The sequence below is a fragment of the Stenotrophomonas sp. STEN147 genome (genome assembly GCF_056757995.1).
In genome coordinates this window covers 55894-79198 of the sequence record NZ_JBRRCG010000014.1, presented here as the reverse complement: position 1 = coordinate 79198, position 23305 = coordinate 55894, and the positions used below count along the sequence as shown (strand labels likewise).

The 23305-nt window shown below is 67.3% G+C and carries 19 protein-coding genes; 8 read left to right on the top strand and 11 right to left on the bottom strand.

Annotated features, from left to right (window positions below):
• Positions 1–167 precede the first annotated feature (167 nt).
• The 3 genes from ACVOKU_RS14045 to ACVOKU_RS14035 form a co-directional block, all read right to left on the bottom strand.
• On the bottom strand, positions 168–1733 hold the full coding sequence (locus tag ACVOKU_RS14045; protein WP_481560223.1) for a protein adenylyltransferase SelO: 1566 nt from the start codon (positions 1731–1733) through the stop codon (positions 168–170).
• 31 nt (positions 1734–1764) lie between these two features.
• Entirely contained in the window at positions 1765–2454 is a 690-nt protein-coding gene (locus ACVOKU_RS14040) for a glutathione S-transferase (RefSeq protein WP_481560222.1), read from the bottom strand.
• Between the two features lie 147 nt (positions 2455–2601).
• Positions 2602–2811 (bottom strand): cold-shock protein, encoded by a 210-nt coding sequence (locus tag ACVOKU_RS14035; protein ID WP_005416210.1) that lies wholly within the window; start codon positions 2809–2811, stop codon positions 2602–2604.
• 303 nt (positions 2812–3114) lie between these two features.
• Between ACVOKU_RS14035 and ACVOKU_RS14030 the strand changes: the two genes are divergently transcribed.
• Positions 3115–3606 (top strand): YaiI/YqxD family protein, encoded by a 492-nt coding sequence (locus ACVOKU_RS14030; RefSeq protein ID WP_053517778.1) that lies wholly within the window; start codon positions 3115–3117, stop codon positions 3604–3606.
• A gap of 13 nt (positions 3607–3619) precedes the next feature.
• Here ACVOKU_RS14030 and ACVOKU_RS14025 read toward each other — a convergent pair whose 3' ends face one another.
• Positions 3620–4489, bottom strand: coding sequence for a pseudouridine synthase (locus tag ACVOKU_RS14025; RefSeq protein ID WP_481560221.1), 870 nt, complete (start codon positions 4487–4489; stop codon positions 3620–3622).
• Between the two features lie 124 nt (positions 4490–4613).
• Between ACVOKU_RS14025 and ACVOKU_RS14020 the strand changes: the two genes are divergently transcribed.
• From ACVOKU_RS14020 to ACVOKU_RS14010, 3 genes are all read left to right on the top strand, one after another.
• Positions 4614–5162 carry a YaeQ family protein gene (locus ACVOKU_RS14020; protein WP_053517781.1) on the top strand — a complete coding sequence of 183 codons (549 nt, stop codon included), beginning with the start codon at positions 4614–4616 and terminating at the stop codon, positions 5160–5162.
• A complete protein-coding gene (locus tag ACVOKU_RS14015) occupies positions 5159–6343 on the top strand; it encodes a BaiN/RdsA family NAD(P)/FAD-dependent oxidoreductase (protein ID WP_111185616.1) in 1185 nt (394 codons plus the stop codon). Before ACVOKU_RS14020 ends, ACVOKU_RS14015 begins: the two co-directional genes overlap by 4 nt.
• Positions 6344–6434: 91 nt before the next feature.
• Positions 6435–8504 carry an EAL domain-containing response regulator gene (locus tag ACVOKU_RS14010; RefSeq protein WP_481560220.1) on the top strand — a complete coding sequence of 690 codons (2070 nt, stop codon included), beginning with the start codon at positions 6435–6437 and terminating at the stop codon, positions 8502–8504.
• A gap of 65 nt (positions 8505–8569) precedes the next feature.
• Here the strand turns inward: ACVOKU_RS14010 and fabV are convergent, their stop codons facing one another.
• The 6 genes from fabV to queA form a co-directional block, all read right to left on the bottom strand.
• Positions 8570–9829, bottom strand: a complete 1260-nt coding sequence (fabV, locus tag ACVOKU_RS14005) for an enoyl-ACP reductase FabV (RefSeq protein WP_481560219.1) — start codon at positions 9827–9829, stop codon at positions 8570–8572.
• A gap of 589 nt (positions 9830–10418) precedes the next feature.
• Complete coding sequence (secF, locus tag ACVOKU_RS14000) at positions 10419–11399, bottom strand: protein translocase subunit SecF (RefSeq protein ID WP_053519778.1); 981 nt, start codon at positions 11397–11399, stop codon at positions 10419–10421.
• 15 nt (positions 11400–11414) lie between these two features.
• Positions 11415–13271 carry a protein translocase subunit SecD gene (secD, locus tag ACVOKU_RS13995; protein ID WP_053519779.1) on the bottom strand — a complete coding sequence of 619 codons (1857 nt, stop codon included), beginning with the start codon at positions 13269–13271 and terminating at the stop codon, positions 11415–11417.
• Positions 13272–13332: 61 nt separating this feature from the next.
• Entirely contained in the window at positions 13333–13677 is a 345-nt protein-coding gene (gene yajC, locus ACVOKU_RS13990; RefSeq protein WP_053519780.1) for a preprotein translocase subunit YajC, read from the bottom strand.
• Between the two features lie 135 nt (positions 13678–13812).
• Entirely contained in the window at positions 13813–14943 is a 1131-nt protein-coding gene (gene tgt / locus ACVOKU_RS13985) for a tRNA guanosine(34) transglycosylase Tgt (RefSeq protein WP_065181313.1), read from the bottom strand.
• A 126-nt stretch (positions 14944–15069) separates the two neighbouring features.
• Positions 15070–16137 carry a tRNA preQ1(34) S-adenosylmethionine ribosyltransferase-isomerase QueA gene (gene queA / locus ACVOKU_RS13980; RefSeq protein ID WP_481560218.1) on the bottom strand — a complete coding sequence of 356 codons (1068 nt, stop codon included), beginning with the start codon at positions 16135–16137 and terminating at the stop codon, positions 15070–15072.
• Between the two features lie 209 nt (positions 16138–16346).
• Between queA and ACVOKU_RS13975 the strand changes: the two genes are divergently transcribed.
• Together ACVOKU_RS13975 and ACVOKU_RS13970 are read left to right on the top strand one after the other, a co-directional pair.
• Positions 16347–17843 (top strand): aminotransferase class III-fold pyridoxal phosphate-dependent enzyme, encoded by a 1497-nt coding sequence (locus ACVOKU_RS13975; RefSeq protein ID WP_481560217.1) that lies wholly within the window; start codon positions 16347–16349, stop codon positions 17841–17843.
• A gap of 264 nt (positions 17844–18107) precedes the next feature.
• Entirely contained in the window at positions 18108–18701 is a 594-nt protein-coding gene (locus ACVOKU_RS13970; protein WP_053519784.1) for an LOG family protein, read from the top strand.
• A gap of 19 nt (positions 18702–18720) precedes the next feature.
• Here the strand turns inward: ACVOKU_RS13970 and ACVOKU_RS13965 are convergent, their stop codons facing one another.
• A complete protein-coding gene (locus ACVOKU_RS13965) occupies positions 18721–21561 on the bottom strand; it encodes a bifunctional diguanylate cyclase/phosphodiesterase (RefSeq protein WP_481560216.1) in 2841 nt (946 codons plus the stop codon).
• Positions 21562–21808: 247 nt separating this feature from the next.
• Here ACVOKU_RS13965 and ACVOKU_RS13960 point away from each other — a divergent pair, with 247 nt between their 5' ends.
• Complete coding sequence (locus ACVOKU_RS13960; protein ID WP_229765872.1) at positions 21809–22327, top strand: RNA polymerase sigma factor; 519 nt, start codon at positions 21809–21811, stop codon at positions 22325–22327.
• Entirely contained in the window at positions 22324–23286 is a 963-nt protein-coding gene (locus ACVOKU_RS13955) for a hypothetical protein (RefSeq protein ID WP_481560215.1), read from the top strand. Before ACVOKU_RS13960 ends, ACVOKU_RS13955 begins: the two co-directional genes overlap by 4 nt.
• Positions 23287–23305 lie beyond the last annotated feature (19 nt).

The following is a 23305-nucleotide window of genomic DNA, read 5'->3' as shown; positions in this document are numbered from 1 at the left end:
CCCCATTCTCGTATGTCGATATCTGACAGATGTGTCGACCAAGGTCGACACCTACCAACGGTCCCCGCACTCCGACACCGCCCCACCCAACCACGGAATCCAGCTTTCGCGCTGGCTTTTGACCTGGCCTCGGCGGGTGCAGGGCGCAGCCCTGCCGAACCCCACGCTCAGGAACTGCAGGACAGCATCGAGCAGCCGGCGCGGTCGTCGGCCCAGGCCGGGCGCCTGCTGGCGAAATGCTCACGTCCGGCGCGTTGGGTGTACGGATCGCGCAGCACGTCCTGCAAGGCGTGTACGCCGCCCATGTCCCCTTGTTCCGCACGGTCGATCGCTTCCTGCGCCAGCCAGTTGCGCAGCACGTACAGCGGATTGGCCGCGCCCATCTTCGCCAGGCGCTCGGCGGCCGGAAGAGGATCCGCCCGCAATCGCGCGGCGTAGTCCTGCAGCCACTGCCGCAGCGGCACCTGCACGGCCTCCTGCCGCTCCCGGTCGTAGTAGACCTCAGCCAGTGCCGCCGGATCGGGCGATGCCGGATCGATCCGCATCAAGGCGCGCCAGGACAGGGGCATGTCCATGCCACCGTCCTGCAGCAGCTGCTGCCAGCGCTGGTAGAGCTGCAGATCGGCATCATCGGCAGCTGCCAGGCCAAGCTTGGCCGCCGCATCGCGACGCGTGCAGGCGGCAAAGGTGGCCTGATAGGCAGCAAGGCCCGCCTGCAACGGCGCGACGTCGGCAAACAAGGGCGACAGCGCCTGCGCAAGCCGCCCCAGATTCCAGTACGCCACCTGCGGCTGCGTTCCGAAGCGGTAGCGACGGCCCTGTGCGTCAGTCGTGTTCGGGGTCCAGTCTGGATCGAAGTCCTCGACCCAGCCATAGGGGCCATAGTCGAGAGTGAGGCCAAGCACGGAGAGGTTGTCGGTGTTCATTACCCCATGCACGAAACCGACACGCATCCAGTGCGCGATCATCTCGGCGGTGCGCACCGCGATCTGCGCGAACCAGTCACCGTACAGCGCCTCACCCTGCCCTGCCAGTTCGGGGAAATCACGGGCGATGCAGGCATCCACCAGTTGCTGCAGCAGTGACGTCTCACCGCGCGAGGCCGGCAGTTCGAACGAACCGAAACGCAGGAACGAGGGCGACACACGGCATACGATCGCGCCGGGCTCGGCTCGCGGACGGCCGTCATAGAACATGTCGCGCACCACGTGCTCGCCGGTACCGACCAGCGACAGCGCACGCGTGGTCGGTACACCGAGGTGGTGCATGGCCTCACTGCACAGGAATTCACGGATCGACGAGCGCAGCACCGCGCGACCGTCGGCGCCACGGGAGTACGGGGTCGGGCCTGCACCCTTCAGCTGCAGTTCCCAGTGCCGGCCATCCGGCGCAACCAGCTCGCCCAGCGAGATCGCCCGCCCATCGCCAAGCTGGCCCGCCCAGTGACCGAACTGGTGCCCGCCGTAATTGGCGGCCCACGGCTGCATGCCCGGATACAACGCGTTGCCAGCGAATACCTGGGCAAACGTGCCGCTCGACACTTCAGCCACATCGATGCCGAGCAGAGCGGCGACCTCCAGCGACCAGGCCAGCAGGGTCGGCGCGGCGACCGGCGTCGGCATCACCGACGACCAGGCCGCCTCTCGGACTTCACGCCGGCGGGGCCCGGCTTCCGGGTCGCCCGGCAGGACGGTCAGCAGACGGTTGTCGAATCGCGGGAAGGGGCTGTCCATGGCCCTGACATGGGGATGGACGCCGCCGACCTCAATCGCCGCGCAGCGCCTGCAGCGATCCGCCGTGCGCTTCAGCGCGCTGGTAGGCCGGGCGTTCACCGATGCGCTGGAGAAACGCGCGCAGCGCCGGCTTGTCGTCCAGTCCGCCTCCGCGCGCCGCTGCGGCCTGGATCGGGAAGCTCATCTGGATATCGGCCGCGGTGAAACGCTCACCCGCGAACCACGGGCTCTCGGCCAGGCGGCGCTCCATCCAGTCCAGGTGCAGGCGGCGCTGCGGGCCGACGAAGCTCTGCTCGGCCTTGTCGGCAATGCTGCGGGCAATCGGGCGCACGAAGAACGGCACCGGCGCGTTGCGGATGCGGCTCATCACCAGCGTCAGCAGCAGCGGCGGCATCGCCGAGCCTTCGGCGTAGTGCAGCCAGTAGCGATAGGCCATGCGCTCGGCACCTCCGGCCGGTATCGGCGACGGCGACACCTGCCGCTGCGTGTCGTAGCGGTCAGCCAGGTAATCAAGAATGGCGCCGGATTCGGCCAGCACCTGCTCGCCGTCCTGCAGCACCGGTGATTTCCCCAGCGGATGTACCTGGCGCAGTGCCGGCGGTGCCAGCAGCGTTCTGGGGTCGCGCGGGTAACGGCGCAGTTCGTAGTCCAGCCCCAGCTCCTCCAGCATCCACAGCACGCGCAGCGAACGGGAATTCTCGAGGTGATGGACGATGCGCATGAAAGGACTCCAGAGGGGTGCAAGCATCGTAACGCGCCTGCACGCATGCGCCTGTGGATTCGATCCGTGCCTGCTCCCGCCGACGCAAAAAAAAACGCCGGAAGCTTGCGCTTCCGGCGTTCTGGCTACCCGAGGGCAGCAGACGGATTAGACCGCCTGCACCTGGTCAGCCTGCATACCCTTCTGGCCCTGGACGGCGATGAAGGTGACCTTCTGGCCTTCCTGCAGGGTCTTGAAGCCGGTGCCCTGGATGGCGCGGAAGTGCACGAACAGGTCCGGGCCGCTTTCCGGGGTGATGAAGCCGAAGCCCTTGGCGTCGTTGAACCACTTGACGGTGCCGGTCTGACGTTCAGACATATTTACTAACTCCTGAAACACATGTTGAAAAAAATCGCAGCCACCGGGTATCGGGGCCGAGACTGAGTTGCAGGCGTTGGTAAAGCGGATCGATGAGTGGATCGTGAGATCAACTGCACCAGGCCACGATTCACGGTGACCCTAGCAAACACAGTGGGTCGCACGATACGCGTGTTTTCCCCAAAAAGCGATAGCCCCGGCATTCATCGCCACCCCGCCCCCGCTAGGCGTGGCAAGGGCTGGCAGTCGGTCGGGCCCGGATCCGGGGACCCATTCAGGTTTTTCCTACCCTACACTGGGTAAATGACTGAAGCTGAAACCCCGGCTGAACTGCCCCGTCCCCGCATCTGGGTGGACGCAGACGCCTGCCCCGTTGTCATCCGCGACATCCTGTTCCGGGCCGCCGAGCGGGTCGGCCTGGAGTTGACCCTGGTCGCCAACCAGTGGATCCGCACCCCGCCCTCGCGCTGGATCCGCTCCCTCCAGGTGCCGCAGGGCCTGGACGTGGCTGACAGCGCCATCGTCGAACGGGTCGCCGCCGGCGATCTGGTTGTCACCCAGGACATTCCATTGGCCGCGCTGGTGCTCGAACGAGGCGCGCTGGCCCTGCATCCTCGCGGGGAGCTGTTCACCGCCGACACCATCGCCCAGCGCCTGTCGGTACGCAATTTCATGGAAGAGCTGCGCGGCGCCGGCGTCCAGACCGGGGGCCCGCCTCCCCTGCATGCGCGCGACCGCCAGGCGTTCGGCAGCGCGCTGGACCGCTGGTTGGCCCGCATCCGCGTGGCGCGTTGAGGCGGAGCCCGGCTCACTCCACCGCCGGGCCCAGCTGACGCTGGCTGCTGAACACCCGCCGTTCCCCATTCAGGGGATCGTCGAAGGACAACGCCCGCGCCAGCAGTTGCAGCGGCGCCTGCGCCCCGCTCGCGGCCGGACGCAGCTGCGGATACAGGTCGTCTCCGATGATGGGCGCGCCCAGCGCCGCCATGTGCACGCGCAGCTGGTGCTTGCGACCGGTTCTCGGCTGCAGGCGGTAGCGCCAGACCGGGCCTGTCGCGTCGATCACCTCGATGCGGGTACTCGCATTCGGCTCGCCTTCCATTTCGCCCATGCGGAAGAACGGCTGTGACGGGCCGATGCGGCTGTGGCGCTCGAACGGGAAGTCCAGCGCCGGCAGCGCCGGGGCCAGCGCTTCGTAGGTCTTGTCGATACGGCGCTCGCGGAACAGGCGCTGGTAGGCATCGCGCGACTCCGGCCGCTGCGAGAACAGGACCAGCCCGGCGGTGAGCCGGTCCAGGCGGTGCAACGGTGCCAGCTGGGCGTTGCCGGTCCGCGCCACCAGCCGCGCCAGCAGGGTTTCGCGGACATGGGCACCCGCCGGGGTCACCGGCAGGAAGTGCGGCTTGTCGACCACCAGCAGATGCTCGTCCTGGTAGAGGATCGTCTCGTTGAACGGAATGCGCGGCTCGTGGCTGACCTCGCGGAAATACAGGATTTCCAGCCCCACCTGCCACGGCTGGTCCGCCGCCAGCGCCCTGCCCTGCGCATCCTGTACCCGTCCGCGCGCGAACCGGTCCTGCCACTGGCTGCGGTCGATGCGCGGAAAGCGTGCGCACAGGCCGTCCAGCAGGGTCGGCCAATGGCCGGGTGGCAGCTGCAGCCGGCTGGGCAGGGTCATCGCGTCCGCTCCGGCGGCAACAGGAACCGCAAGCGTGCCACCGTTGACGCGCGGCAGACACCCCGGCCACGGACACCCCTGCAGCAAACCTCTATCATTGTCCTCTTTAGTCGACGGATCCCCCATGGCCCTCACCGCCACCATCCGCAAGGCCGAGTTGCAGATCAGCGACATGGATCGCGGCTACTACGCGACCCACAACCTGACCCTGGCCCAGCATCCGTCGGAAACCGACGAGCGCCTGATGGTGCGCCTGCTCACCTTCGCCCTCAACGCCGACGACCGCCTGGAATTCGGCCGGGGCCTGAGTACGGATGACGAGCCGGACCTGTGGCAGCACGACTACACCGGCGACATCCTGCAGTGGATCGACCTCGGCCACCCCGATGAATCCCGTATCCGCAAGGCCAGCAACCGCAGCCGCCAGGTGCAGGTGGTCAACTACGGCGGCAATGCGTCCGACATCTGGTGGGGCAAGCAGGGCAAGGGCCTGGCGCGCTTCGACAACCTGTCGGTGATCGACCTCGATGGCACCTTCGTCGAGCAGTGGGGCCAGCAGATCCAGCGTGCCATGCGCTTCAGCGTGCTGATCCAGGACGGCGAGGTGCAGATCCTCAACGACCAGATCCAGCTCGACATCATCCCCACCTGGCGCAAGCGCGCCAAGGCATGAGTACGACGCGCTGCGACGTCGTGGTGATCGGTGCCGGTGCCGCCGGCCTGATGACCGCGATCACCGCCGGCCGGCGCGGCCGCCAGGTGCAGGTGATCGATCACGCCAACAAGATCGGCAAGAAGATCCTGATGTCCGGCGGTGGCCGCTGCAACTTCACCAACACCGGCACCACCCCGGCCAACTTCCTGTCGGCCAATCCGCACTTCTGCAAATCGGCGCTGGCCCGGTATACGCCTTGGCACTTCATCGAGATGGTCGAGCGCCATGCCATCGCCTATCACGAGAAGGAGCTGGGGCAGCTGTTCTGCGACGTTTCGTCCAAGCAGATCGTGAAGATGCTGGTGGACGAGTGCCAGGCAGCGGGTGCGCACATCCGTACCCACTGCAGCGTCGAGCGCATCGAGCACGGGACGGATGGCTTCCGTGTGCACACCACGCAGGGGATGTTCCACTGCGCCTCGCTGGTGGTCGCCACCGGTGGCCTGTCCATCCCCAGCCTGGGCGCAACCGGCTTCGGCTACGAGATTGCACGCCAGTTCGGGCATGCCGTGCTGCCGACCCGCGCCGGACTCGTGCCGCTGACCCTCAGCGGCAGGCACCAGGAGCGCCTGGCCGACCTGAGCGGTGTCGCCCTGCCGATCGAGGCGCGCTGCAACGGCATGCAGTTCCAGAATTCCATGCTGCTCACCCATCGTGGCGTCAGCGGCCCGGCGATCCTGCAGATCTCTTCCTTCTGGCAACCCGGCGACGCACTGGAACTGGATCTGCTGCCCGGCCAGGATGCCGGCCAGTGGCTGCGACGGATGAAACAGGAGCGGCCAGCCGCCGAACTGCGCACGGTGCTGGCCGAGGTCCTGCCCAAGCGCCTGGCCCAGCGCCTGTGCGAACACTGGCTGCCGGACCGCCCGGTACGGCAGCTGGATGAGCCCCAGCTGCGCCAGGCTGCGCAGTTGCTGGGTGCGTTCCCGCTGGTGGCCAGTGGCACCGAAGGCTACCGCACCGCCGAGGTCACGCTGGGCGGCGTGGACACCGCCGACGTTTCGTCCTCCACGATGGAATCCAAGCGCGTGCCGGGCCTGCATTTCGTCGGCGAAGTGCTGGACGTCACCGGCTGGCTTGGCGGCTACAACTTCCAGTGGGCCTGGGCCAGCGGCCACGCCGCCGGCAGCGTGGTGTGAACCGCATCGCCGTTCGGGGTGCGGGATGCCTGCACGCATGGACGGCTCGCCGTGCATCGTGTATCAAGATCCGCAGATTGGGGAGCAGTGCATGCAGAACGCGAACGACATCACCATCCGCCTGCTGATCGTCGACGACAGCGGCGAGAATGCGGAAGCCATCGTCAGCACGCTGCGCAACAGCGGCATCGCCGTGCGCCCCTGGCGCCCGCAGGATTCGGCCGAGCTGTCGCAGGTGCTGGCCAACCAGGCCATCGATCTGGTGCTGGCCTCGCCCTCGCAGGGCATCCCGCTGCCGCTGGTGGCCCAGCACATCGCGGCCAGCGGCAAGGACATTCCGCTGGTGCTGCTGGCCGAGCGCATCGACGAGGATGAGCTGGTCCAGGCCAGCAGCCATGGCATCCGCGCCCTTGCCCTCCGTCAACGGCCGGAGCATCTGCTGGCGGTGGTCCGCGACCAGTGGGTCGACCTGCAGGCGCGCCGCGGGCTGCGCCGCATCGAGGCACAGATGCGCGAGACCGAGCGCCGTTGCGACGCGCTGATTGCCTCCTCCCGCGAACCCATCGCCTATGTGCACGAAGGCATGCACATCCGTGCCAACGATGCCTATCTGGACATGTTCGGCTACGAGCATTTCGACGACATCGAGGGCATCTCGCTGCTGGACATGGTGGCCGCCCAGCATGTTGATGACTTCAAGCAGCTGCTGAAGAGCCTCAGCCGCGGCGAAGCGCCACCACCGCAGTACCAGCTCGATGCACGCCACCAGGATGGCAGTGCGTTTCCGGCAACGATGGAATTCACCGCAGCCACCTATGAGGGCGAATCCTGCCTGCAGGTCGTGTTCCGCCGCCGGATCGAGTTCGACCCGGAACTGGCCCGAGAGGTCGAGGATCTTCGCCAGCGCGACCAGGTGACCGGCCTGCTGAACCGGCCGACCTTCATGCTGCAGGTCGAAAGTGCGGTCGCCCAGGCTGGCCGCAGCGAGGGCCAGTTCGGCCTGCTGCTGGTCGAGCCCGACCACTATGCGCGGCTGATGCCGGATATCGGGCTGGCCTCGGCTGATACCCTCATCGGCGCGCTGGCCTCCCTGCTGGCCGATGTCGTGGGGGAGGACGCGCAGCTGGCGCGCTTCGGCGAACACAGCTTCGCCGTGCTGCAGGCCGGCCCCTATGCGCAGACCGTGGCACTGGCCGAACGCATCCGTGAGGCATATGCCGCCCATGTGTTCAGCATCGGCGCGCGTTCGGCCACGGTCACCGTGAGCATCGGCGGTGTCCAGGTCGGCGAGAAGATCGCCAGCATCGGCCAGGTCCTGGCGCGTGCCAGCGAGTGCACGCAGGCGGCCGCCGAGCTCGGCAATACCTGTCGCATCTTCGATCCGGCCGCGGTCGATCGGGTCGAGGAAGAACGTGTGCAGCGCTGGGTCGGTCGCATCCGCGAAGCCCTGGACGGCGACGGCTTCCAGCTGCATTACCAGCCGGTACTGAACCTGCAGGGCGAGCCGCTGGAGCTGTACGAAGCCTATCTGCGACTGGAGCACAACGGTGAACTGCTCAGTCCCACCGCTTTCCTTGGCATCGCCGAGGAACACGGGCTGCTGGCCGAGATCAACCGCTGGGTGGTGTCCAAGGCCATCACGGTGCTGGGGCGGCGCGCGCGCGAAGGCAGCGCAACCCAGATGCTGGTGAAGGTCACCCCCGAATCGTTCGACGACCCGCAGATGATTGCCACCCTGCGTGGTGAACTGAAAGCGCACGGGGTTCCGGGCGAGCGCCTGTGGCTGCATGCGCCGGAAGCGAAGGTGTTCACCCACCTGCGCAGCGCCCAGCAGTTCCTGGCCGCCGTGGCCCCGCTGGGCTGCCGCATCGGCCTGGAACAGTTCGGGTCCGGCCTGGATTCGTTCCAGCTGCTGGCCCACTTCCAGCCGCAGTTCCTCAAGCTGGACCGTGGATTCACCAGCGACCTGGCGGCGACCCGCGAGAACATCGACCGCATCAGCCAGATCACGGCGCGCGCGCAGGAGGCCGGTATCCGCACCATCGCCGAGTTCGTCAGCGATGCCAACTCCATGACGCTGCTGTTCAGTGCAGGCGTGGACTACGTGCAGGGCGACTTCGTCGGTCCGGCGCTGCCGACGATGAGTTTCGACTTCGGGTGATCCCGCATCGCCGGGCATAGCGGCGCGCCCTATGTGAAAAGGCCGGCTTTCGCCGGCCTTTTCGATCAGGTCATATCGACCAGATTGTTGATCTTCACATCCGGATCGACGTCGGCCTCGTAGTCGACGCCTTCAACGCCGAAACCGAACAGGCGCAGGAAGTCCGCCTTGTAGCCAGCCAGGTCGCTGATCTCGTACAGGTTCTCGTTGGTCACCTGCGGCCACAGCGCAACCACCTTGCCCTGCACGTCTGCCGCCATTTCCTTGTAGTCGGCACGCAGGCGGCCTTCTTCATCGACCAGCGCGACGGTGTGGCCATCGCCATCGACCAGATCGTGGCGCAGGCGGTCGATCGCCACGCCGTCGGCCTTGCCGCCGTAGAGGATGTCGTAGAGCACGTCCAGCTGCTCGATGCAGCCTTCGTGGGTGCCCTTTTCCTTCATCACCTTGAACAGCAGCGACAGGTACAGCGGCATCGTCGGAATGGCCGAGCTGGCCTGGGTGACCACGGCCTTGAGCACCGACACGCGGGCATCACCGCCGATCTTCGCCAGCTTCTCGCGCAGGCCCAGCACCTTGGTGTCGAGATCCTTCTTGGCAGCGCCGATCGAACCGTTCCAGTAGATGGCCTGGGTGATTTCTTCGCCAACGTAGGTGAAGGCGGTGGTGGTGCAGCCGTTGGCCAGCACGCCGGCATCGGCCAGCGCGTCGATCCACATCTGCCAGTCTTCACCGCCCATCACTGCGACGGTCCCTGCGATTTCCTCGGGCGTCGCCGGCTGCAAAGTGGTCTCGGTGATCACTTCCTTGTCGGTATCCAGGCCACGCAGCGTGATCGGCGCACCGATCGGCTTCAGCGTGGAACTGATCACTTCACCGGTTTTGGGGTGCTTGCGGCGCGGCGCAGCCAGGCTGTAGACGACCTGGTCGACCTGGCCGAGATCGGCCTTGATCATCTCGATGGTGCGCGCCTTCACTTCATCCGAGAACGCATCACCATTGATGCTCTTGGCATACAGGCCGGCCTCATCTGCATAGCGGTGGAACGCCGCCGAGTTGTACCAGCCCGCCGTGCCCGGTTTGGTCTCGCTGCCGGGACGCTCGAAGAACACGCCCAGGGTCGCCGCACCGCTGCCGAACGCGGCAGTGATGCGGGCGGCCAGGCCGTAGCCGGTCGAGGCGCCGATCACCAGCACGCGCTTGGGACCGTTCTGGATCGGCGGGCGGGCGCGGATGTAGTCGATCTGCTGCTTGACGGCGGCTTCGCAGCCGGTCGGATGGGTGGTGACGCAGATGAAGCCGCGGACGCGCGGTTTGATGACCATGGATACCTCGGGTTGGCAGATGCGGCGCGCGGGGCGCTCAGCAGGAATCGGAGGGCGCGCCTGCGCGCGCGAACCGCAGGATCGTAGTGCGCGGGGCACGATTGCACAACCGACGGCGGCGTAGGGTGGTGTTTCTTCTGCAGGGTTGCACCCTGCACCCGCCGAATCAACGTCAACGTCAGAAGCGAGCTATCTGCGGGATGGCGGGGCGGGTCCGGTTGCGGGGGACGCCGCAAGTACGTCCATGTAGGCTCGGTCGCGCCATCCATGGCGCTCACGCCCCCGCAACCGGACCCACCCCGCCTTCGACAGTCTTCCGCGTTCTGTCGGAACTGCATTCTGCTCTGGTGGTTGTCGACCTTGGTCGACACGATTGAATTCATTCGAAATCTGACAGATGTGTCGACCAAGATCGACACCTACCGACAGCCGCGTGAACCCGCACTCCGACACCGCCCCGCCAACCCACGAAATTCCCGCTGTTGATGTTGATGTTGCCTTTGCCTCGGCAGGTGCAGGGCTGCACGGCCTGCCAACAAAAAACCCCGCTTGCGCGGGGTTCTCTGTGCGGCGGGTGCAGCACGAACGCTTACGGACGGCGGGCCAGAGCCTCGATGTCCTTGGCCTTCGGCAGCAGGTCCTGCTTGCTCACGCGCAGGAAGCCGATCGTGAGCATCGGCACCGCGACCAGGATCGACGACATGACCACGATCACCGCACCGATCATGTGCGTTTCGGCCAGGCCTTCCATCGAGCTGCCGCCGTACAGGTACAGGGCCAGTGCGGACAGGAAGAACATCACCGCGGTGATCACCGTACGCGACAGCGTCTGGTTGATCGAACGGTTCAGCACTTCCATCGGTTCCACGCGCAGGCTGCGGAAGTTCTCGCGGACGCGGTCGAACACCACGATGATGTCGTTGATCGCAAAGCCCATCACCGACAGCAGGCCGGCCAGCACCGTCAGGTCGAACTCGCGGCCCAGCAGGGACACGTAAGCCACCGTCACGATCAGGTCGAACATGGCCACGATGCTGGCGGTGACCGCGAACTTCCATTCAAAGCGGACGGCGATGTAGATCAGGAAGCCGGCCAGCATGAAGATGGTGGCGTACAGGCCGTTCATCGCCAGATCCTTGCCGATCTGCGGGCCGACGAACTCATTGCGCAGCACCGTCGCCTGGTTGTCAGCCGAGGACAGCGCCTTGACCACGGCCGCCGCGGTGGCCTTGTCCTCGGCGGCGGAATCGCCGGTACCCGGGGCATGTTCACCGTGCGGCGCCAGGCGGATCAGCAGGTCGGTACTGCCACCGACGCTCTGCACCTGGGCGCCGTCGAAGCCGCTCTGCTCGAGCTTGGTGCGGACCTGCTCGACGTCCACCGGGCGCTCGAAGCGGGCTTCGATCAGGGTGCCGCCGGTGAAGTCCAGGGCATAGTTGAAGCCCTTGAAGCCGATGATGGCGATCGATGCCAGGAACACGATGATCGTGACGACCATGGCGACATGGCGCCACCGCATGAAATCGATCTTGGTGTCGTTCGGGAGGATGTGCAGCGGAAACAGTTTCATGTGCGTGTCGTCCCGTCAGATGGCCACGTTCTGGAGCTTCTTGCGGCGGCCGTAGATCAGCGTCGCCAGCGCACGCGACACGGTGATCGCGGTGAACATGGAGGCGAAAATACCGATGATCATGGTCAGCGCGAAGCCCTTCAGCGGACCGGTACCGAATGCGAACAGTGCCACGCCGACGATCAGGCCGGTCAGGTTGGCGTCGAGGATGGTGCCGGACGCGCGCTCGTAACCGGTCACGATCGCGGTCTTGCCCGGAACACCGGCCCGCAGCTCTTCACGGATACGCTCGTTGATCAGCACGTTGGCGTCGACCGACAGGCCGACCGACAGCGCCAGGCCGGCGAAGCCCGGCAGGGTCATGGTCGCGCCGAACAACGACATCACCGCCACCACGATCAGCAGGTTGAACAGCATCGCCACCGACGTGATGATGCCGAACATGCGGTAGTAGATGCTGAAGAACACCAGGGTGAACAGGAAGGCGAAGACCACGGCGCGCATGCCGTTCTTGACGTTCTCCGCACCCAGGCTCGGGCCGACCACGCGCTCTTCGACGAAGTCCATCGGCGCGGCCAGCGAGCCGGACTTCAGCAGCTTGGCCAGATCTTCGGCTTCCTTCTTCTGCAGGCCGGTGGTCTGGAAGTTCTTGCCGAACACGCCATTGATGTTGGCCACCGAGATCACTTCCTCGTTGACCTTGAAGCCGCGCACTTCCTGGCCGTCGACCACGGTCACGGTCGGCACGCGTTCGGTGTACACCACCGCCATCGGCTTGTTCACGTTGGCGCTGGTGAAGTCGAACATGCGCTGGCCACCGACGTTGTTCAGCGTCACGCTGACCGCCGGGGCACCGCTGTTGGCGTCGGTCACCGCCTGCGCAGCCACCATCTGGTCGCCGGTGACGATCACGCGCTTGTTCAGCAGGATCGGGCCGCGGCCGTCACGCTGCTGGTAGACCTTGGCTTCCGGCGGGATGCGGCCGGCGTTGATGGCGTCCTGGGCGTTGCCCTCGACCACCGCACGGTATTCCAGGGTGGCGGTCGCACCGATCATGCGCTTGGCTTCGGCCGTGTCCTGCACGCCGGGCAGCTGCACCACGACGCGGTCGGCGCCCTGGCGCTGGATGATCGGCTCGGCCACGCCCAGCTGATTCACGCGGTTGCGCAGGGTATTGATGTTCTGCTCGATGGCGCCGTTGGCGATCTGCGAGATCTCGGCCTCCGGCACGGTCACCGTGATGCGGCTGCCGCTGACGTCGTAACCGAGGGTCGGCTGCGCCTTGAGCAGGGCCGTGCGGGCGCGCTGCGCGGCGTCGTCACCGGCGGACGGGCTCAGGTTGGCCACGATGCTGTTGTCGGCGCGACGCTCGACCGACTGGTACGGAATGCGTGCGTCGCGCAGGGTGCTGCGCACGTCTTCGGTATAGGCATCCAGGCGCTTGTCCAGCGCAGCCTTCTGGTCCACCTGCAGCACGAAGTGCACGCCGCCCTGCAGGTCCAGGCCCAGCGTCATCGGGCGACCGCCAAGATTGGCCAGCCAGTCCGGAACGGTGGATGCCAGGTTCAGCGCGACCGTGTAGTTCTCACCCACGCTGTCGCGCAGCAGGTCGCTTGCCGCGGCCTGGGTCTTGAGGTCCGGCAGGCGGACGATCAGGCTCTCGCCTTCCTTCTCCGCGCCGAGGCTGGCGATGCCGGCCTTCTTCAGGTCAGCCACCACGCGGTCGCGGAGGGCGTCGTCGACCTGTCCGCCACGGTTGGCGGTGATCTGGACGGCCGCGTCCTTCTGGTAGATGTTGGGCAGCGCATACAGCGTACTGAGCGCAAGTACGATCAGGATGACGACGTACTTCCAGCGTGGAAATTCGAGCATTGCTTGGGTCCCGCGCGGCGCCATCCCCGGCGCCGCGGTTGTGCATCGGAAAGGGAGTGGCTTACTGGGCCGACTTCAGGGTACCGGCCGGCAGCACGTTGCCGACAGCGCCCTTCTGCACGCGGATGCGCACGTTCTCGGCCACTTCCAGGGTGACGAAGTTGTCGCCGATGTCGGTGACCACGCCGGCGATGCCACCGTTGGTCAGCACTTCGTCGCCCCGCTTGATCTTCTCCAGCATGGCCTTGTGCTCCTTCTGCCGCTTCATCTGCGGGCGGATCATCAGGAAGTACATGATGGCGATCAGGATGATCGGGAACAGCAGCGTGGTCAGGCCCATGCCCTGCGGTTGGCCACCGGCGGCCTGGGCGTGGGCGGCGGGAATCAGGAAGGCAAGCAGGTTCATCTTTGGTCCTTTGGTTGGGCGGCGCTCCGGCCCTTTCACGGGCGCGGGGTGTCGACCGCGGATCTGGGTCAGCCTTGAAGTATGCCATGGCCCCGGACGTTCGTCCCCGGGCCGTTCGACAGGGGGGGCGCCGGGTTACAGCGGCGGCGGAACCGCTCCGCGTGCCGCATAGAAGGACTCGCGGAAGGCCTGGAAGGTTCCCGCCTCGATCGCCGCCCGGATGTCGGCCATCAGCTTCTCGTAGTAGAACAGGTTGTGCAGGGTGCCCAGCATCGGCGCCAGCATCTCGTTGCAGCGGTCCAGGTGGCGCAGGTACGAGCGGGTGTAGCCGCCGGTACAGGCCACGCAGCCGCAGCCCGGTTCGATCGGGTCCATGTCCCGCGCATACTGCGAATTGCGGATGCGGACGGTACCGAACGAGGTGAAGTAATGCCCGTTGCGCGCGTTGCGGGTCGGCATCACGCAGTCGAACATGTCCACGCCGCGTGCGACACCCTCGACCAGGTCTTCCGGCCGGCCCACGCCCATCAGGTAGCGCGGGCGGTCGCCCGGCAGCTCCGGATCCAGGTGGTCGAGCATGGCGTTGCGCTCGTGCTCCGGCTCGCCCACGGCCAGGCCACCGATGGCATAGCCATCGAAGCCGATCGCCTGCAGGGCCTCGGCCGAGCGGCTGCGCAGGTCGGTATGCACCCCACCCTGGACGATCCCGAACAGGGCCGCATCGTTGCCGAGCTCGTCATGCGCGTTGCGGCTGCGCTGGGCCCAGCGCAGGCTCAGCTCCATCGAGCGGCGGGCGACGTCCTCGGTGGCCGGGTACGGGGTGCACTCGTCGAAGATCATCACCACGTCCGAATCGAGCACCTTCTGGATCTTCATGCTCTCTTCCGGGCCGAGGAACACCCGGGCCCCGTCGGTCGGCGAAGCGAAGGTCACGCCCTGTTCGGTGATCTTGCGGCGGTGGGCCAGCGAGAACACCTGGAAACCGCCGGAATCGGTCAGGATCGGGCCGTCCCAGCGGCAGAAGCCATGCAGTCCGCCGTGGTCGGCGATGATGTCCAGGCCCGGACGCAGGTACAGATGGAAGGTGTTGCCAAGGATGATCTCGGCACCCAGCGCGCGCACCTGGTCCGGCAGGATGCCCTTGACCGAGCCATAGGTTCCCACCGGCATGAAGGCCGGCGTTTCCACCGTGCCGCGCGGGAAGGTCAGGCGGCCGCGACGGGCACGGCCGTCGCGGGTCTTGAGCTGGAACTGCAGTCGGGACATGGAGCGGTCGTTCAGGCAAATAGTTGCCTATTGTCTCCCAAGAAGGCCGCTGCCGGTAGCGCCGGGCCATGCCCGGCGACCGTCGCACCGCCCCCCCTCGCCGCCAGGCGTGGCCCGGCGCTACCGTTATCGTCCCTGCGGGAACAGCAGCATCGCGTCGCCGTAACTGAAGAAGCGATAGCGCTGCTGGATCGCATGCTGATAGGCCTCGAACACCCGCTCCTTGCCGGCAAAGGCCGAAATCATCATCAACAGGGTGCTTTCCGGCAGATGGAAATTGGTCACCATCGCGTCAACACTGCGGATCCGATAGCCCGGGGTGATGAAGATCTGCGTCTCGCCGGCGAACGGCAACAGCTCGCCGTCACGCATCGCACTTTCCAGCGCGCGCACCACGGTGGTGCCGACACCGATCACGCGCCCGCCCGCAGCGCGGGTCCGCCGCACCTGCTGCACCAGCTCGGCGCCCACGTTCAGCCACTCGCGGTGCATCACGTGGTCCTTCAGGTCATCGGCTCGCACCGGCTGGAAGGTGCCTGCCCCCACGTGCAGGGTGACGTGGCCGAACTCCACGCCCTTGTCCTTCAGCGCGGCCAGCAGCGGCTCGTCGAAATGCAGGCCGGCGGTCGGTGCGGCCACCGCGCCCACTTCACGGGCGAACACGGTCTGGTAGCGCTCGCGGTCGTCCAGGCCCGGCTCGCGCTGGATGTACGGCGGCAGCGGCAGGCGGCCGGCATGCAGCAGCCACTGCTCCAGCGATTCGGGCACATGGAACTGCAGCACGTAGAACTCGCCGTCGCGGCCCAGCACCTCGGCCTCGCCACCGGCGTCCAGGGCGATGCGGCTGCCGGCCTTGGGCGACTTGCTGGCGCCGACCTGGGCACGCGCCTGCTGGCCGCCGAGCAGGCGCTCGATCAGGATCTCGACCCGCCCGCCGCTGGCCTTCTGCCCGAACAGGCGCGCCGGGATCACGCGCGTATCGTTGAATACCAGCAGGTCGCCCGGCTGCAGCAGCGAGGGCAGATCACGCACCTGCAGGTCGGTGAAGGCGGCAGGGGCCGGAGGCACCAGCAGCAGGCGGCTGGCGGAACGTTCGGCCAGCGGCGCCTGCGCGATCAGTTCAGCCGGCAGGTCGTAGTGGAAATCGGACTTCTTCAAGGCAGTGGGCGGCAACAGGTCGACAATGGCGCGCATTGTACGGCCAGCGTCTGCGAGCCGGCGTGGTCCGCGGCGAACGTCGCGCAAAATGCTGCTATGCAACAGGTTTCTGCGGGGTTATCGCGCAAAAAAACAAGTGCTAGCATCGAGATGGAAGTCCGCTGCACGAGGCCGCCCAGCGCGCGTGATGACGCGCGTTTTGCTTTTTGATGGCCCGTGCGCCCCATTGTTTCAGGAGATCTGCAATGAGCTTCATCGAACGCCTCGCCCCCCTGCGCAGCCAGCCCGGCACCCGCCTCACCACCGGCCTGGACGACGCCACCCTGACCACCCTGTCCGCCCACCATCCGCAGCTGGTGGCCGCGGTCGAGGCCGCCGCCGCGGAGTTCGCCCGTGTGCAGGGCGAACTGGGGCCGTTGCTGGGGCAGGACGAACAGGCGCAGATCGATGCCATGCAGGACGGGTTCGTCAATTTCTACGCCGATGACGCCGTTACGCCCTATGTGGCGCTGGCCGCGCGCGGCCCGTGGGTGGTCACCCTGAAGGGGGCGGTGCTGTATGACGCTGGCGGCTACGGCATGCTCGGCTTCGGTCATACCCCCGACACGGTGCTGGAGGCGATGGCCCGACCGCAGGTGATGGCCAACATCATGACCCCCAGCCTGTCACAGCAGCGCTTCATCACCGCCCTTCGCGCCGAGATCGGCCACCGTCGTGGCGGCTGCCCGTTCGCCCGTTTCATGTGCCTGAACTCCGGCTCGGAAGCGGTCGGGCTGGCCGCACGCATCGCCGACGTCAACGCCAAGCTGCAGACCGACCCGGGTGCGCGCCACGCCGGCGCCGCGATCAAGCGCGTGGTGGTCAAGGGCAGCTTCCATGGCCGCACCGACCGGCCGGCGCTGTACTCCGATTCCAGCCGCAAGAGCTACATGCAGCATCTGGCCAGCTACCGTGGCGAGGATTCGGTGATCACCGTGGCGCCGTACGACGAAGCCAGCCTGCGCGCGGTGTTCGAGGACGCTGCCCGCAACAAGTGGTTCATCGAGGCGGTGTTCCTGGAGCCGGTCATGGGCGAAGGCGATCCGGGCCGCTCGGTGCCGCCGTCGTTCTATGCCCTGGCCCGCGAATTGACCCGCGCGCACGGCAGCCTGCTGCTGCTCGATTCGATCCAGGCCGGCCTGCGCGCGCACGGCGTGCTGTCGGTGGTTGACTACCCGGGCTTCGAAGGCCTGGATCCGCCGGACATGGAAACCTACTCGAAGGCCCTGAACGCGGCCCAGTACCCGCTGTCGGTGCTGGCGGTGACCGAGCATGCCGCACAGCTGTACCGCAAGGGCATCTACGGCAACACCATGACCAGCAACCCGCGTGCGCTGGACGTGGCCTGCGCGACGCTGGCACAGCTGACCCCGCAGGTGCGCGCCAACATCGCCGAGCGCGGCGCCGAAGCCGTGCGCAAGCTGGAGCAGCTCAAGGGCGAGCTTGGCGGGCTGATCACCAAGGTGCAGGGTACCGGCCTGCTGTTCTCGTGCGAGCTGGCGCCGCAGTTCAAGTGCTACGGCAGTGGTTCCACCGAAGAATGGCTGCGCCGGCATGGCATCAATGTGATCCATGGCGGCGAGAACTCGCTGCGCTTCACGCCCCACTTCGGCATGGACAGCGAAGAGCTGGATCTGCTGGTGGGCATGGTCGGCCGCGCCCTGCGCGAGGGCCCGCGCCGTGAGCAGGCCGCCGCGGCGTAAACGCCCGCTTTCTGTAGAGCCGAAGGCAGCGGCAGGAGCCGCTGCCAACGTCGCTGGCGACGGCCCGAAGGGTGCCGGTCAGGACGACCGGCATAGCCCATGCTCGGCTAGGGCATTGCCGCGATCTGAACGAAGAGCAGCCGAGCATGGCTCGGCTCTACAGAAGGCCTCTCAAGGCCTCATAATCCTTGGACACCCCGTCCCTGACCGCCCTGCGGTCGGCGACGGGGCGTTTTCGTTTCCGGCCAAGAGACAGGAAGATCCATGAAGTCGATCTGTGTGTACTGTGGTTCCAACGCGGGCAGCAAGCCTGCCTATACCGAACGCGCCATCGCGCTGGGAGACCGCATCGCCCGTGATGGCATGCGCCTGGTGTACGGTGGCGGCAACGTCGGTCTGATGGGAACCGTGGCCAATGCCGTGCTCGCGGCCGGCGGCGAGGTCACCGGCGTGATTCCCCGCCAGCTGGCCGACTGGGAAGTGGCCCATCGCGGCCTGACCGAGCTGGAGATCGTCGGCTCGATGCACGAACGCAAGTCGCGCATGTTCGACCTGGCCGACGGCTTCGTCGCCCTGCCCGGCGGCTTCGGCACCATGGAGGAGATCTTCGAGATGCTGACCTGGCGGCAGCTGGGCATCGGCAACAAGCCCTGTGCGTTCCTGGACGTGGACGGCTTCTATGCACCGCTGATCGGCATGATCGATCGCATGGTGGATGAGCGCTTCCTGCACCCGGACCAGCGCCAGGACCTGTGGTACGGCTCGGACATCGAGCAGATGCTGGAGTGGATGAAGAACTACCAGCCGGCACAGGCGTCCAAGTGGATCGACGAGAAGCGCCGCGCCGCCCTGCGTTGATCGTCCGCCGCGTGGCGTCTCAGGGCGCCACGCCGGCCCAGGGAGCCGGCCGCCCCAGCAGGTAGCCCTGGCCGTAATCGCAGCCCAGTTCGCGCAGTGTCTGCCGCTGGGCTTCGGTTTCGATGCCTTCGCCGATGGTTTCGATGCCCAGCGTGCGCGCCAGCGACAGCACGCCCTGTACCAGCGCGCGGGTGCTCTGCACTTCCGGTCCATGCAGGCCGGCAATGAAGCTCTGGTCGATCTTCAGCGTGCTGATCGGGAAGCGGTGCAGGTACGACAACGCCGAGAAGCCGGTGCCGAAGTCGTCCAGCTGCACCTGGATGCCGCGCTCGCGCAGTCCCTGCAGGATATGCAGCGTGTGCGGGCCGTCATCCAGCAGCGCGACCTCGGTGATCTCCAGGCGCAGCCGGCGTGGATCGGCCCCACAGGCGTCGAGCAGGCCGAACAGGCGCGCACTGAAACCGGCCGAACGGAAGTGCCGCGGCGACACGTTCACCGACACATAGCCCTGCCCGCCCGCGGCCAGGCCGGCGATGACCTGTTCGTAGATCAGCCAGTCGACCTGTTCGATCAACCCGCTCTCCTCTCCCAGCTCCAGGAACGCGCCCGGCAACAGCAGGCCACGCCGTTCGTGCTGCCAGCGCAGCAGCGCTTCGTGGCCCACCACTTCGCCGTCGGACAGGCGCACGATCGGCTGGTAGAACGGCACGAAATCCCGGTTGTTGATCGCCCGCCGCAGATCGGCTTCCAGATCGAGGCTGCGCATGGCCTGCTCGCGCATGTCCTCGTCGAAGATCGCACAGCGATCATGCCCCTGCGCCTTGGCCCGGTACATGGCGGCGTCGGCATCGCGCAGCAGCTCTTCTCCGGTCCGGTAACGCGGATTCCACAGCGCGATGCCGAGGCTGCCGGACGGGAACAGCTCGCGCCCGGCGATCCACATCGATTCCTGCAATGCCAACAGCAGGCGCTGACCGAAATCCAGGGCCTGCGCCAGGCCCAGCGGGCACTGCAGCAGCACCGCGAACTCATCACCGCCCAGGCGCGCCACCACGTCGTCGGGGCCCGCCATCGACACGATGCGCTTGGCCACTTCCACCAGCATGTGATCGCCGGCCGCGTGGCCGATGCTGTCGTTGACCAGCTTGAAACGATCCAGGTCGAGGAACAGCACCGCGAACACCGGGCCGTCCTCCTGCCTGGCCAGTACCAGCGCATCCTGCAGCCGGTCCAGCAGGTGCAGGCGGTTGGGCAACCCGGTCAGCGCGTCGTGCATGGCCTGGTGGGTCAGCCGCTGCTCGGCACGCAGGCGCTCGCCGATCTGGCCCAACAGCTTTTCATTGACCTCAGCCAGTTCGCGCGTGCGTTCGTCCACGCGCTTTTCCAGTTCGGCATGCGCCGACCGCAGGCGCTGCTGGTCGCGCTGGCGGGCCAGTCCGGTGCCGATGTTCTGCGCGACGAAGGTCAGCAAGCGCTGGTCGTGGATGCTGAAGGCGCGCTGCTCGCTGTAGCTCTGCACCACGATCGCGCCAACCACTTCATCATCCCGCAGCAGCGGCACGCCCAGCCAGCACAGCGAGCGCGCGCCGGACTCGCGCACCTCGCCACTGGCGCGCAGCGAGTCGATCTGCGCGCGGGACGCCAAAAGCGGCTGGCGGTTGCGCACCACGTATTCGGTCAGGCCACGACTGAACGCACGGGAGGCGCGGCTGGCGTGGCGTTCATCCACCGAGTAGACGAAATCCAGTCCATCACCCGCCTCGTTGACCAGCGCGATGTAGAAATTGCGCGCGTCGAGCAGTCGGCCGACCACGCCATGCACCTGGCCGTAGAACTGCTCCAGGCTCTCGGCGGACATCGCCATCTCTGCAATGTCGTACAGCGCGATCTGCAGCTGCTCGGCACGACGACGCTCGGCCACCTCGTCCTGCAGGCTGTGATTGGCGCGTTGCAGTTCCTGCGTGCGCAGTTCCACCTGCTGCTCGAGACGCACCTGGGCCTGGCGCCGATCCATCGCGGTCTGTACGTGCTGGGCCACGAAGCCGAGCAGCGCACGTTCGGCCTCGCCGTAGCGGTCTGCCTGCTCGTAGCTCTGCACCACGATGGCACCGCACACCCGGCCGTCGCGCAGCATCGGCACACCCAGCCAGTCCAGGCTTTCGGGGCCGCGAAGCGGGTCATGCTCCTGCCCGACCTCGCGGGCCAACAGTTCCCGCGAAGGTCCGCTCAGGGGCCTGCCATGGTGCAGCAACGCCACCGTCAGGCTGCGTGGCATTCCGCTGGCGTCGAAGCTCTGCGCCGGATCGGCGACGAAATCATCCACCTGGTCGGCGAAGTACAGGAACCTGATCTGGTCGTGCAGGTCATCGTATTCGACGATGTAACAGTTTTCCGCGTACATCAGCGTGCCCAGCACGTCGTGCACGCGGCGCAGCATCTGCCCCATCTCCAGGTCGGCGCCGGCAAGATCGGCAATCTGGAACAGCGCCTGCTGCAGCCGTTCGGCCTCTTCCAGCGCCTTGATCTGTCCCGCCTGGCGGCCCCGCTGCAGGGCCAGTTCCATGGCCTGCCGCGCCAGACCCCACCACGCGGACGAAGGCGCCGCGCCCTCCACCGCCAGATACAGGCGGGCACCGTCATGGTCCCAACCGTGGCGGCCATCGCCGGCAGCCGGTGCCACGCTGTCGGCCGCGACCGGGGGTATCGGCCAGATGGCGTCACCGCGCCCCAGCTGAGGATCGTCCCAGCCGACCCGGACCACCGCCCATTCCGGCAGCAGCGCATGCAGCGCGCGCACGAGTTCCGTACTCAGCACGGCCTCGTGTGATGGCGTTTGCGCAGGTTCAGCGTGCGTGGACAAATGACAATCTCTTGGCGCCGTCTGTGCGTCGCCTCCCCTGAGCCGTCGAGCATAGCGCGCCACCGGGGGGGCAATGGAAGCCCGGCAACCCCGAATCGTGCGCCCGTTCGTTATTCCTGGCGTCCGCCCCCCGTTCCGAGCCATGAACCTCGCCGTGTCCGCCCCCGCACCCCGCTATGCGCCATCGTCGGCAGGCCTTAACCTGTACCGCGTGGACGCCAGCGCCCTGCCAACCGATGAAGCCTTGATGCTCGCCTGGGCCGGCGGCGACCTGCACGCGTTCGAGAGCCTGTATGCGCGCCATCGCAAGCGCCTGTTCGGCTTCCTGCTGCGCCAGCTGCGCGATACGGCCCTGGCCGAGGAGATCTTCCAGGACGTCTGGCAACGGGTCATCAGCGCACGGTCCGGCTGGCAGCCGGATGCCGCCTTCAGCACCTGGCTGTTCCGCATCGCGCACAACCGGCTGAATGATCACTGGCGCGCCGCACGCCACCGCCCGGCGGCGCCGGCCGATGCCGAGCTGCGTCTGGCCGCGCTGGAAGACGGGCAGACCCCGGAAGCAGAGCTTTCAGAATTCGAGCAACGTCGCCGCATCCAGCGCGCGATGGAAGAACTGCCGCTGGAGCAGCGCGAAGTGCTGCAGCTGCGGCTGGATCAGGAACTGAGCCTGGAGGAGATCGGCCAGATCACCGGCGTAGGCCGGGAAACCGTGAAATCGCGGCTGCGCTATGCGATGGACAAGCTGCGTGCGGGACTGAACGCATGAACCGAGACGAACCCCTGACGCCTGAAGAGCGCGAGCTGGCGCGCCTGCTCGGCCGTCGTGCCGAACAGGCGCCTCCGGCGGCGCTGGATGCCACGATCCTGGCGGCCGCCCGTGCGGCGGTGCAGGCCCCCGAGGCCGACGCGCCCGGTGCGGGCAGCGTGCGTGCACGGCGTCCGCGCCGTCACTGGCCTGCGGTGTTCGGCGTCGCTGCATCGATGGTATTCGCCATCGGTATCGCCTGGCAGCTGCGCCCGGAACCGCCCGCGCTCCCGGCGCACGATGCGCAGGTCACCGCGCCGCCGATCGCCGACGAGGTCGCTGCCGAAGTGGCCGCGCAGCCTGCCGAGGGCCCTACCCGGCCTTCCCCTGCCGAGCCGGCCATTGCAAGTGCGCCGCCGGCACCACCGGCGCCGGTCGCGGCTCCCAGGCCCGCCGCGCCGACGCGATCCTCCGCACCGCAAGCACCGGAACCGACGGTGGCGGCACAAGCGAAAGCGGCGGCTCAGGCCACCGAGCGCGCCGCCGCCGACACCGCAGCTCCGCCTCCGGCGGCGGAACCTCCGGCCGCTGTGGCCTATTCGGCACCGCAGCCTGCTGCGGCGCCTGCGCCGCCGTCGCTGGAAGCGCGCGACGCCGTTGCCCCCCTGTCCGGCGCGATGGAGGCCGCCCCGGCCAGCGCGGGACAGCGCGGTGACACCACGGCGCTCAAGCGGGCCGCACCGCTCCGCAGCGCACCGGGCGTGATGCGTCGCGGCAGCGATGCCGCGCTCAGCGCTACGGCCGTGCAGGCCGAAGTGGCCGCCGACGCCCAGCTGCCCCGCCGGCAGTGGCTGCAGAAGATCCGCGAACGTCGCGACGAAGGCCAGCGCGACATCGCCCGTGCCAGCCTCGAGCGCTACGTGCAGCAGTATCCGGAGTCGCGGCTGCCACGCGACCTGCGTCCTCTGCTGGACGACTGAAGCATGGGGGCGGCAACCC